The following is an 11,731-nucleotide window of genomic DNA, read 5'->3' on the forward strand; positions in this document are numbered from 1 at the left end:
CCAGAGCCAGAGCCAGAGCGCCAATTTTCGAGTCACCACTCAAGCTACGCAGAAATACGCGCGGCTGAGTTTGAGGTTCCTAACCTTGAAGATGTTCAGAAACTACTCAGCCGTTTAGAGGCGACCAATGTTGTTGATGAACTGAACCTTGATGAGTTGATGGATCAGAACACCCAGAAAATCGCCCAGCAAGCTGACATGCAAATGTTTGATGCTGCGGTTGAGTCTGTTCAAGTGTTTGAAGAGCCAGAGATTCAAGATTGGAATCTTCCAGAACCCGATTTATCAATTGCTGCAGAGTCATCTGTTGAATCGCAGCAAATTGAAGAGTTACAAGCTGAATCGCTGGAGACGGAACAAGTAGAAGTTAAGGCTGTTGAGCCTGAACTTGACGTTCCTGATCCCGAGACAGTTATTGAACCCGAAACTCAAGCCGGAGGTGCTGACCAGTTTACCTCTTGGGAAAGTACGATTCGCAAAGAAGACTTTCAAGTCTTGTATTTTGATGTAAACGGCGTGACCTTTGCGGTGCCACTTGATGAGCTTGGCGGCATCCATCGCCTTGAAGAGTTAAGTCATATCATTGGTAAGCCAGCTTGGTATTTGGGTTTACAAACCAACCGTGATAGTCAGCTAGATGTGGTCGACACCGCAAAATGGGTGATGTCTGAGAAACTATCAGGTGACGAATACAAAGAAAACTATCAATATATAGTGATGCTTGGAGAGAGCTTGTGGGGTCTGGCGGGCACAGAGCTCAAAGGCACCGAGCTACTTAATACAGACAAAGTACGTTGGCGAGAAATGGCAGGGAAACGCCCATGGCTCGCTGGTATGGTAAAAGAAAAAATGTGTGCTTTGATTCATGTTGAAGCATTAATCGCCATGCTAAACGCAGGGCTAGATGTAAAAGCATTAAGCTAGTAATAAGCATTGGGCTAACAATAAGCATCAAGTTAATAATAGTGGTCGGTAACGACGGCAAGAGGATTATCTATGTCTCATATGAGTGAAGTTGAAGTAAGAAAAGAGCAAACGAATGATGAAGTACTTCAATGGGTGACTTTCCAGCTAGAAGAAGAAACTTACGGCATCAACGTAATGCAAGTACGTGAAGTACTACGTTACAGCGAAATTGCTCCAGTACCGGGTGCTCCAGATTACGTTCTAGGTATTATTAACCTACGTGGTAACGTTGTTACTGTTATCGACACTCGTTCTCGCTTTGGTTTGATGCAAGGTGAAATCACAGACAACACTCGTATCATCGTTATTGAATCTGAGCGTCAAGTAATTGGCATTCTAGTAGATAGCGTTGCTGAAGTGGTTTACCTGCGTTCTTCTGAAATCGACACAACGCCAAGTGTTGGTACTGATGAAAGTGCTAAGTTCATCCAAGGTGTAAGTAACCGAGATGGCAAGCTACTTATCTTAGTAGATCTAAACAAACTACTAAGCGAAGACGAATGGGATGAGATGGCTCACCTGTAATGTTTGAAGCGCTTCCTTTAAGCCCTGTCGCTCTGATATCAGGCGTTGGGGTTTTTACGTTATTTATCCTGATTTTGATTAGCAAAGTAAAACGTGCGATTCAAAAGCAGCTCGATCAGTCACGCCTGCAAGTTCGTAACTTGGACAAAGAGCTTCAAAAATCGAGTAAGCAATTACTTGAGGTTCGCTCTGTTGTGGTTGGCCTTGGCCAGAAAGTGACTGAACAACAAGATCTTATCAAACATTTGAATGAACGTATTGTTGAGCTGGAACATGCGGATACCGATGGACGTTTGTACACACGTGCAACGAAAATGGTTCAGCTTGGCGCTGGGATTAACGAGTTAATTGAAGAATGTGAATTACCCAAAGCAGAAGCTGAGCTGATGATGTCTCTGCAGAACAAGCTTGCTGGTAAAGAGAAAATTCCTTCATTACGAAGCGACCCTTCATCGTACGATCAGCAACCCGATGCCTCTCGCGATCGCAGAGACCCGCCTCGACGTCGTTAAATTGAGCGCTTAATTCGTATTGAGCAATTGATGTTTATTACGTATTCCTCTTAAAAGAAGCTTCGGCTTCTTTTTTTATGTCTGTCCGATCTATATAGAACGATGTTTATAAGTGCTTGTATCTACGACAATATCTTGTTTGTTGATGAAAATGTGTAAATTGTGATGAGGTGGTAACAGTTTCTTACCGACTTTGTTCTATCGAAAACGCCTAGTCCTGTTTTGTCACCATGTTGGTGTGCTACTATAGTGCTCTCATTACTCGACTAAATTTACCTATGCTAGAAGTCTCAAATTTAACTGCTATTCGTGACGACAGGATTCTGTTTGAATCGTTGTCTTTTCAATTGAAACCAGGTGAGCTGGTTCAAGTTGAAGGTCGTAACGGTACCGGGAAAACGACACTCCTTAGGATTATTACTGGCTTAGGCGATCGCGATGACGGCACTATCTCTTGGGACGGTGAGTCTATTGAATCGAGTCGAGATGTTTATCATCAAAATTTACTTTTTCTTGGTCACCAAACAGGCGTAAAGCGCGAGCTTAGTGCTTATGAGAATCTGAGCTTTTATCAGTCGATTCACAGTGGCGGTACCAGCAAAGAAGAGCTTTATCACGCGCTGGCTCAAGTCGGGCTTGCGGGCAGAGAAGACGTACCTGCGGGGCAACTTTCAGCAGGCCAACAACGCCGAGTTGCGTTGGCTCGCCTTTGGTTGAGCAAGCAAATGTTGTGGATTCTTGATGAGCCGCTGACTGCCATTGATAAGCAGGGCGTGAAAGTTCTCGAATCTCTTTTTTCTCAGCATGCAGACAACGGTGGCATTGTGTTGTTAACCACACACCAAGATATGTTTGCTGATAGCCCGAAACTAAGAAAAATAAAGTTGGGTGAGTAATATGATCTCTTCAATGACCACGATTATCCGACGCGAACTGCTTATCGCGTTTCGACGTCAAGCGGATATCTTTAACCCTTTGTGGTTCTTCATCATTGTTATCACGCTTTTCCCTTTGAGTATTGGCCCAGAGCCAAACCTACTTGCGCGTATTGCTGCGGGTATTGTTTGGGTGGCCGCTTTGCTCTCTGCATTGCTCTCTTTAGAGCGTCTTTTCCGTGATGATTTTCAAGATGGCGCCCTTGAACAGATGATGCTGATGCCAATCCCGTTGCAGTTGGTAGTATTGTCCAAAGTCATAGCACACTGGTTGTTGACCGGGTTACCATTGATTTTAATCAGCCCATTATTGGCTGTTTTGTTGTCTTTAGATTTTGATACATGGCTCTCAGTTGTGTTGACCTTGCTGGTAGGAACACCCGCATTGAGTTTTATTGGTGCGATTGGTGTTGCGTTAACCGTTGGGTTACAGAAGGGCGGAGTCCTGTTAAGCCTGTTAATCTTGCCGCTTTACATCCCCATTTTAATCTTCGCGACGTCAGCAATTGACGCTGCGGCTTTGGGCGTTGCATACAACGGTCAATTGGCGGTGCTTGGGGCAATGTTAATGGGTGCGATGACTATGACGCCTTTTGCGATCAGTGCCGCACTTAGAGTAAGTGTGAACTGATTGGGGTTCCGTTATCGTATAGCCAATGTGAACCAAATGTGTCGATTGGACTCATAGAGTCAATAAAACTGAAAGCAAGACAAATAAAATTATTATAATTATAGCTTTAATAGCTGTAAGCAATATGAAGTAAGAGTGAGATTACAACATGTGGAAATGGCTCCATCCCTATGCCAAAGCAGAAACCTCTTATCAGCTTGCTGGTAAACTTTTGCCATGGTTTTCGATCCTAGCGCTATTGTGTCTATCCGTCGGTACCGTGTGGGGGCTTGCATTTGCGCCTTCTGATTACCAACAAGGCGATAGCTTCCGTATCATCTACATCCATGTTCCGTCTGCAATCTGGTCGATGGGCGTTTACATGTCGATGGCGATTGCTGCCTTTATCGGTTTGGTATGGCAGGTAAGGCTATCAGACATGGCCGCACTGGCGATGGCACCGATTGGCGCTGTGTTTACCTTCATTGCGTTACTAACTGGCGCAGTTTGGGGTAAACCAATGTGGGGTGCTTGGTGGGTTTGGGATGCGCGTTTAACCTCAGAGCTGATTCTTCTATTCCTATACTTGGGTGTGATCGCACTACACCACGCTTTTGACGACCAAAAAACAGCAGCGAAAGCGGCGGGTATCTTGGCTATCGTAGGCGTGATTAACCTCCCTATCATTCACTTCTCTGTAGAGTGGTGGAATACACTTCATCAAGGCGCGACCATTACTAAGTTCGCAAAACCTTCGATCTCAAGTGACATGTTATGGCCGCTTCTTCTTAACATCTTCGGCTTCGCCTTTTTCTTTGGTGCTGTGACTATGGTTCGTTTCCGTAACGAAATCATCAGTAAAGAAAGTCACCGTCCATGGGTTCGCAAGCTTGCGGCTGAAAAAGCGTAGTAGGGTAGGTAATTATGTATTTTGAATCTTTGAGTGATTTCTTTGCCATGGGAGGTTATGCCTCGTATGTCTGGAGTGCATTTGGAATCACATTCCTCGCGATGATCATTTTACTGGTCGTAAGCGTTCGTCGTGGTAAGCAATTACTAAATGAAGTACAAGCTAAGATTGATCGTCAAGCTCGTATCGATGCAGCAAAAAATATGGAGAACACTCTATGAACCCAAGACGTAAAAAGAGGCTGGGCATTGTCTTAGCGATCTTTTTTGGTATCAGTGCGACTGTTGGATTGATGGTTTACGCACTTAACCAGAACATGGATCTGTTCTACACACCAACTGAGCTGGTCAACGGCAAAGATGGTAAAAAACCTGAAGTTGGTCAACGCCTACGTATTGGTGGCATGGTCGTAGTCGGCTCTGTAAGCCGTGACAATGAATCACTACGTGTAAGCTTTGATTTGCAAGATGTAGGCCCTAAAGTAACGATTCTATACGATGGCATCCTTCCTGATCTTTTCCGTGAAGGCCAAGGTATTGTTGCTCAGGGTGTCCTTAAAAATGCAACGACAATCGAAGCGTTTGAGGTGTTGGCAAAGCACGATGAAGAGTACATGCCTTCTGAAGTTGCGGAAGCAATGAAGAAAACCCATGAGCCTTTGCAATACACGACTGAACAAAAAGAAGGAAATGCTCAATGATAGCCGAGATCGGCCATTTTGCGATGATCCTGTCCTTGGGACTTGCATTGCTGCTAAGCGTGCTCCCATTGTATGGAGCCGCTCGAAATAACACATTATTGATGAACAGCGCACGACCGTTGTCGTGGGGTATGTTCGGATTCTTAGCGATTTCGTTCTTTATCTTGTGTTACGCGTTTTACACAAATGATTTTACGATTCAATACGTAGCAAGTAACTCAAACAGCCAACTACCTTGGTACTACCGAATTACGGCGGTTTGGGGTGCGCACGAAGGTTCATTACTGCTTTGGGTTCTCATCCAAGCGGGTTGGACTGTAGCAGTAGCGACATTCAGTCGTGGTATGCCTCAAGAGTCTGTGGCTCGCGTTTTGGCTATCATGGGTCTGATTACTGTCGGCTTCTTGCTGTTCATTATCGTGACGTCTAACCCGTTCTTACGTACATTGCCTTTCTTCCCTGTTGATGGCCGTGACCTGAACCCACTACTGCAAGATCCGGGTTTGATTATTCACCCGCCAATGCTTTACATGGGTTATGTAGGTTTCTCTGTTGCGTTCTCTTTCGCCATCGCTTCTCTAATGAGTGGTCGTCTTGATACGGCATGGGCTCGTTGGTCGCGTCCTTGGACAATCGCAGCTTGGTTATTCCTAACGGTAGGTATCGCACTAGGTTCATGGTGGGCTTACTACGAACTTGGCTGGGGTGGCTGGTGGTTCTGGGATCCAGTAGAAAACGCTTCATTCATGCCTTGGTTGGCTGGTACTGCTCTAATGCACTCACTAGCGGTAACAGAAAAGCGTGGCACATTTAAAGCTTGGACAGTATTGCTGGCTATCTCTGCATTCTCGCTAAGCTTACTAGGTACATTCTTAGTTCGTTCGGGCATATTGGTATCGGTTCACGCATTCGCGTCGGATCCTGCTCGTGGTATGTTTATTCTAGGTTTCCTAGTCTTTGTTATCGGTGGCTCACTGCTGTTGTTCGCTATTAAAGGCGCATCGGTTCGTGTTCGCGGTAACTTCGATTTGGTTTCTCGTGAAAACGCACTGCTTGGTAACAACATCTTATTGATTGCAGCGCTTGTCGTTGTGTTAGTCGGTACGCTACTGCCATTAGTTCACAAACAGTTAGGCTTGGGCTCGGTATCTATCGGTGCACCATTCTTTGACATGTTGTTCTTCTGGTTAATGATCCCGTTCTCGTTCCTGCTTGGTATCGGTCCTCTGATCCGCTGGAAACGTGACAACCTATCTAAGCTTGTTAAACCAATGCTGATTTCAGGTGCATTCTCACTTGGCTTGAGTGCGCTAATGGTTGCTCTACTGGCTGACCGCTTCAGTGGTACTGCGTTTGCTGGTTGGGTAATGGCGTTCTGGATCATCTTCATGCACGGTTTTGAGCTGTATGAGCGTGCGACTCACCGTCACACATTCCTGAAAGGTCTAACTAAGCTACCTCGTAGCCACTGGGCAATGATGTGTGGTCACATTGGTTTAGCCGTGACAGTGATTGGTATCGCGATGGTGCAGAACTACAGCATCGAACGTGATGTGCGTCTGGCGCCAGGTGAAAGCTACCAGCTTGAAGAATACAGCTTCCTGTTTACAGGGGTTCGTGACAAAGATGGTCCTAACTACGATGGTTACATTGCTGACTTTGAAATTACTAAAGAAGGCAAATACATCAACACGCTTCACGCTGAAAAACGTTTCTACACCACAGCTAAGTCTATGATGACAGAAGCGGCGATTGACCGTGGCGTAACACGCGACCTATACATCGCAATGGGTGAGCGTTTGGACGACAACAAGTCTTGGGCCGTACGTATCTACTACAAACCGTTTGTACGTTGGATCTGGGCAGGTTCTTTGATCATGTCGATTGGTGGTGCTATTGCAATCAGTGACCGTCGTTACCGTTTCCGTAAGCCAACAAAAAAGTCGGCTGAAGAGCAGGAGGCTTAATTCGAATGAACAAGAAGATTTTATTCATTCCATTGATTGCGTTCATGGTTCTAGCTGGAATCTTTGCAACGCAATTAATGCGCAACCAGTCGGGCGATGACCCGACTAAGCTTGAATCTGTATTGATTGGTAAGCCTGTTCCTGAGTTCGGTCTAGAAGACTTAGAGCAACCAGGTAAGTTTCATGATCAAGCGATCTTTAAAGGTGAGCCACTACTTCTAAACGTGTGGGCGACTTGGTGTCCTACTTGTTATGCAGAGCACTCTTACCTGAACAAGCTCGCGGATCAAGGCGTTAAGATCATTGGTCTTAACTACAAAGATGATCGCAACAAAGCGGTTGGTTGGTTAAAAGAGCTGGGTAACCCGTACCTAATCAGCCTGTTTGATGGTAACGGCATGCTAGGTCTTGACCTTGGTGTGTATGGCGCGCCTGAAACCTTCCTAATCGATGCTAACGGCGTAGTTCGCTACCGCCATGTTGGTGACGTGAACCCAACCAACTGGGCATCGACGCTTGAGCCGATGTATCAAGAGTTGTTGGAGGAATCGAAATGATTAGAAAGGCACTGATTACTCTATTCGCTACGTTCGCAATCTCAGCGACTGTTTCTGCTGCGCCTATCGAGTTTCATGAATTCGAAACCGTGGATCAAGAACAGCAGTTCAAAGAGCTGAGCAATACGCTGCGTTGTCCTAAATGTCAGAACAACACGATTGGTGATTCGAACGCTGAACTAGCGGTCGACTTACGCCAAAAAGTGTACGAGATGACAAAAGATGGCAAGTCGAAGCAAGATATCATTGATTACATGATTGCTCGCTACGGTAACTTTGTGACTTACAATCCACCACTGACACTAGCTACATCGGTCCTTTGGATTGGTCCGTTTGCGGTTGTTGTGTTTGGATTTGGTTTGATTATTTTACGAAGCAGAAAGTCAAAATCAAAAGCAGCAGTAGAGTCAGATAAAGACTGGGATGCAGACAAAGAAGCTCGCTTAAAAGCGTTACTCGATGAAGAGAACGACGGAGATAAGAAGTAATGACTCTATTTTGGATTTCTACCATTATCCTTTCGCTAGCGGCAATTTTCTTAATTGTTCTGCCTTTTATTAATAAGAAGGCAAACAATGACGAGATGCTTCGCGACGAGTTGAACAAAGCATTCTATAAAGACCGTCTTGTCGAGTTAGAAGTAGAAGCAGAGGAAGGTCTTGTTGATAACCAACAAGAACTGATCGCTGATTTGAAACAGTCTCTGCTTGATGATGTTCCTGCCCAAGAAGAGATGAAGAAGACTCAAATCTCTACGCTTGGTGTGGTTGTACCGTCGATCATTCTTGTCGTCGTTGTGACTTATGGTATGTACTTTAAGTTCGGTGCATTGGACAAAGTTCAACACTGGCAAGAAGTGAGCTCTAACCTTCCTGAGTTGTCTAAAAAGCTAATGTCATCGGAAGGTGGTGCACTAACGGATGATGAGCTGGAAGATTTGACTCTAGCGCTTCGTACTCGTCTGCATTACCAGCCAAAAGATTCAACAGGTTGGTTGCTACTCGGTCGTATTGCACTGGCTAACCGTGATGCTGAAACAGCAAAAGATTCTATGGAACGAGCTTACAAGCTTGAACCTAAGAATGAAGATGTTCAGTTAGGTTTCGCACAAGCACTGATGCTTTCACCTGATGAAGCGGATCAAAACCAAGCTCGTTTGATTTTGAGCCGTTTGATTCAAAACGATTACGTAGACCTTCGTGTGTTCTCACTGCTAGCGTTCGATGCATTTGAGCGTCAAGACTATCCAGGTGCTGTGAAGTACTGGAGCATCATGCAACAGATGATTGGTCCACAAGACAGTCGCTATGAAATGCTTTCGCGCAGCATTGAAAGTGCTCAGAAGAAAATGGGTGACACTATGGGTGTCGACCAAGGTAAGACTGTTGCTGTAACGCTCGATCTATCTGCAGACGTGAATGCTGACCCTAACTCAGTGTTAATTGTGTCAGTACACAGAGCGGATGGTTCTCCAATGCCTATCGCAGCCGCTCGTTACCCACTAGGGACTTTCCCTCGTACTGTTGTGCTAGATGACGGCAACAGCATGCTGGAAGGACAAGAGCTGTCTAGCCTTGAAACTCTGATGGTTAGAGCTAGGCTTGATACAGACGGCAACGTTTCAACTCGCGAAGGTGATTGGTACGGTGAAAGTGAAGTGGTTGAATTGGGCGCTCCAGTCACCATTGATATCAATAAGCAATATTAATCATCACTTTGCATAGGTGTTAGCTATTCCGATTTGCAGATAAACGGTATAGACTTAGCCAAACAATTGAGGCCAGCGATTGCTGGCCTTTTTTATTATTTGAATTCCTTATGGAAAAGGTGATATGTCTGTCAGTGTTTTAAGACTCTCGAGTTTACTTTTTATCGCAAGCTTAACGGTTGGGTGTTCAAGTGCGCCGGACGAAAGTGTTGACGATGATAACCTCGAAACCTCTGAATACGTCGAAGAGTCCCACCCGAATGATCCTTTTGAAGGCTTCAACCGAGCAATGTGGGATATCAACTACGAATATCTAGATCCTTATTTAGTTCGTCCTGTTTCCCTTGCTTATGTTGACTACACCCCTGTGCCAGTGCGTTCTGGTATCTCCAATTTTCTAGCCAACTTAGACGAACCATCAAGCATGGTTAACAACCTTATTATGGGCAATGGTGAAAAAGCACTCGACCATTTCAATCGTTTTTGGATTAACTCAACGATTGGTTTGTTAGGCTTAATCGATATTGCTAGTGAAGCTGGGATTACCAAGTACGATGATAAGTCGTTCTCTGATGCGATTGGTCATTACGGAGTAGGGAATGGTCCGTACTTCATGGTGCCGGGTTATGGTCCACTAACAACGCGTGAAGTAACTGAAACCGTTGATGGCTTGTATGTCCCTCTGTCGTTCTTGAATTTCTGGGCTAGCTTAGGCAAGTGGGCATTTGAAGGCATGGAAACACGTGCTCAGTTAGTATCACAAGAAGCGCTGTTGGATAACTCTCCTGATCCATATGCATTAACGCGTGATGTTTACATTCAACGTCGTGACTTCAAAGCCGAGATAGAACCTGAAGAGGTCGACCTTGAAGAAGAAGACTTCATCGATGGTTATCTAGAAGATTACTAGAAACATGATTTAGAGAACCGATAAAAGAAAGGCTCGATGTTGATAACAACATCGAGCCTTTTTAATGTTTGTTTACTTTAGATTAAGTCAAACAGATTAGAAACGGTAGTTAGCTTGGATACCCACTAGCCAAATACTACCAGTTACTTCACCTTCGAAGTCACCACCAAATGGCGCAGAACTTGCGTCATCTTCAACCATTTTTGCGTCTTTCGCTAGGATGTAAGTGAAACCAGCGTCTAGTGTTAGTTGCTCAGACCATTGGTAGCCAGCACCAATACTTAACCAAGTGCGGTCTGTTTCCGGAATCGTTGCTGTACGGTGCTCTTCGCTTACCGCTGAAGTATCGTACGCAATACCAGAGCGCAGAGCTAACTTAGGTGTCATTTGGTAAGTTGTACCGATCGCAAATCGGTAGTTGTCTTCCCAGTTCTCTTGCTTGATATCTTGAGTTCGAGCAGGACCGAATTCAGGGATGTCAGCTACCAGTTCTTCAAAGCTACTCCAATTAGTCCAGTTAACGCTCGCATGTACAGCGACTTTATCTGATAGTTGATGGAAGCTTGCAAGCTCGGCGGTTGCTGGCAATGCAAGTTGCATTGAGCCGTTATATTTTGACTTCACAGGAGTACCTAAAGCGCCAGCAACAGCATCAAAAGCGACACCATTTGCGTGGCCCTCAAGCGTTAGGTCTACTTCTGACTTGTAGGTAAAACCAAGGCGGTTGTTTTCATTGATCTGCCAAGCGGTACCAACTTGCCAGCCCCACGCTGTGTCATCACCTTCCATGTATTTTAAAGCTGTACCTTGAGGCATAGGAACTAGAGAGTTAACTGTAGATACCGCTCCAAAGCTACCTTCAGCCATGATGTAACGAATACCACCACCAATAGATACGCTTTCAAGTACTTGGTAAGCCGCGTTTAGGTTTAGCTCCATCGTAGTAACACTTGCTTCGTTACCGTGGTTTGCGCCACCAAAGTCTTTACCTAGGTCTGTTTCCATACCGTAGTTAGTGCCAGCAGCAAAGCCTAATGCGAACTTGTCGTTGTACTTATGAGAAACATAAAAGTTTGGAATTACTGCACTGTGCGCAAAATCGCTAGAATTTGACGAAGTCGATTGTCCCATCATGGACGTAGAAGTACCGTCGATATCGATGTTAGGGTCAACATAGATAGCACCAACAGAAACCTGAGTACCTTCTAGGTAAGTCAGCATGGCAGGGTTACGCCATTGTGCGTCTGCGCCGTCAGCCATTGCAGCTTCACCAGCGTATGCGCGGCCAAGGCCTGTTGCTGAGTATTCTGCTAGTTGAAAACCTGCCGCGTGAGTGACGGTAGAAGTCGAAAGTAGTCCAACTGCCACTGCAGCAGATAGAAGAGTCTTATTCATTTTCATTATTATGTTCGCTGAATCATAAGTATTTAG

Annotated in this window: 14 protein-coding genes; 13 read left to right on the forward strand and 1 reads right to left on the reverse strand. The window is 45.2% G+C overall.

Annotation, left to right across the window (positions count from 1 at the left end; all coding sequences use genetic code 11):
- From AB4512_RS10320 to AB4512_RS10380, 13 genes are all read left to right on the forward strand, one after another.
- The coding region (locus tag AB4512_RS10320; RefSeq protein WP_372174873.1) for a chemotaxis protein CheW at positions 1-924 on the forward strand (924 nt) is incomplete at its 5' end.
- Positions 925-996: 72 nt separating this feature from the next.
- Positions 997-1,491 (forward strand): chemotaxis protein CheW, encoded by a 495-nt coding sequence (locus AB4512_RS10325; RefSeq protein WP_017064109.1) that lies wholly within the window; start codon positions 997-999, stop codon positions 1,489-1,491.
- Positions 1,491-2,003, forward strand: coding sequence for a DUF2802 domain-containing protein (locus tag AB4512_RS10330; protein WP_017060660.1), 513 nt, complete (start codon positions 1,491-1,493; stop codon positions 2,001-2,003). The genes AB4512_RS10325 and AB4512_RS10330 overlap by 1 nt, the downstream gene beginning before the upstream one ends.
- Positions 2,004-2,281: 278 nt before the next feature.
- A complete protein-coding gene (gene ccmA, locus AB4512_RS10335; protein ID WP_017060659.1) occupies positions 2,282-2,899 on the forward strand; it encodes a cytochrome c biogenesis heme-transporting ATPase CcmA in 618 nt (205 codons plus the stop codon).
- A 1-nt stretch (position 2,900) separates the two neighbouring features.
- Positions 2,901-3,569 (forward strand): heme exporter protein CcmB, encoded by a 669-nt coding sequence (gene ccmB / locus AB4512_RS10340; protein WP_017060658.1) that lies wholly within the window; start codon positions 2,901-2,903, stop codon positions 3,567-3,569.
- 148 nt (positions 3,570-3,717) lie between these two features.
- Positions 3,718-4,458, forward strand: coding sequence for a heme ABC transporter permease (locus tag AB4512_RS10345; RefSeq protein WP_102332830.1), 741 nt, complete (start codon positions 3,718-3,720; stop codon positions 4,456-4,458).
- A gap of 14 nt (positions 4,459-4,472) precedes the next feature.
- Positions 4,473-4,679: a heme exporter protein CcmD gene (gene ccmD / locus AB4512_RS10350; RefSeq protein WP_009848525.1), complete on the forward strand. Its 207-nt coding sequence runs from the start codon at positions 4,473-4,475 to the stop codon at positions 4,677-4,679.
- Positions 4,676-5,158 (forward strand): cytochrome c maturation protein CcmE, encoded by a 483-nt coding sequence (gene ccmE / locus AB4512_RS10355; RefSeq protein WP_017064106.1) that lies wholly within the window; start codon positions 4,676-4,678, stop codon positions 5,156-5,158. Before ccmD ends, ccmE begins: the two co-directional genes overlap by 4 nt.
- Positions 5,155-7,125 carry a heme lyase CcmF/NrfE family subunit gene (locus tag AB4512_RS10360; RefSeq protein WP_372174874.1) on the forward strand — a complete coding sequence of 657 codons (1,971 nt, stop codon included), beginning with the start codon at positions 5,155-5,157 and terminating at the stop codon, positions 7,123-7,125. Before ccmE ends, AB4512_RS10360 begins: the two co-directional genes overlap by 4 nt.
- A 5-nt stretch (positions 7,126-7,130) precedes the next feature.
- Entirely contained in the window at positions 7,131-7,682 is a 552-nt protein-coding gene (locus AB4512_RS10365; RefSeq protein WP_017060653.1) for a DsbE family thiol:disulfide interchange protein, read from the forward strand.
- On the forward strand, positions 7,679-8,170 hold the full coding sequence (locus AB4512_RS10370) for a cytochrome c-type biogenesis protein (protein ID WP_372174875.1): 492 nt from the start codon (positions 7,679-7,681) through the stop codon (positions 8,168-8,170). Before AB4512_RS10365 ends, AB4512_RS10370 begins: the two co-directional genes overlap by 4 nt.
- Positions 8,170-9,390 (forward strand): c-type cytochrome biogenesis protein CcmI, encoded by a 1,221-nt coding sequence (gene ccmI, locus AB4512_RS10375; RefSeq protein WP_050621064.1) that lies wholly within the window; start codon positions 8,170-8,172, stop codon positions 9,388-9,390. Before AB4512_RS10370 ends, ccmI begins: the two co-directional genes overlap by 1 nt.
- A gap of 124 nt (positions 9,391-9,514) precedes the next feature.
- Positions 9,515-10,300: a VacJ family lipoprotein gene (locus AB4512_RS10380; protein WP_372051039.1), complete on the forward strand. Its 786-nt coding sequence runs from the start codon at positions 9,515-9,517 to the stop codon at positions 10,298-10,300.
- 96 nt (positions 10,301-10,396) lie between these two features.
- Here the strand turns inward: AB4512_RS10380 and AB4512_RS10385 are convergent, their stop codons facing one another.
- Positions 10,397-11,701 (reverse strand): outer membrane protein transport protein, encoded by a 1,305-nt coding sequence (locus AB4512_RS10385; RefSeq protein ID WP_372131974.1) that lies wholly within the window; start codon positions 11,699-11,701, stop codon positions 10,397-10,399.
- Between the last annotated feature and the right edge of the window lie 30 nt (positions 11,702-11,731).

This window comes from Vibrio sp. 10N.222.52.B7, from assembly GCF_041474275.1.
In the GTDB taxonomy this organism is placed as follows: domain Bacteria; phylum Pseudomonadota; class Gammaproteobacteria; order Enterobacterales; family Vibrionaceae; genus Vibrio; species Vibrio crassostreae_C.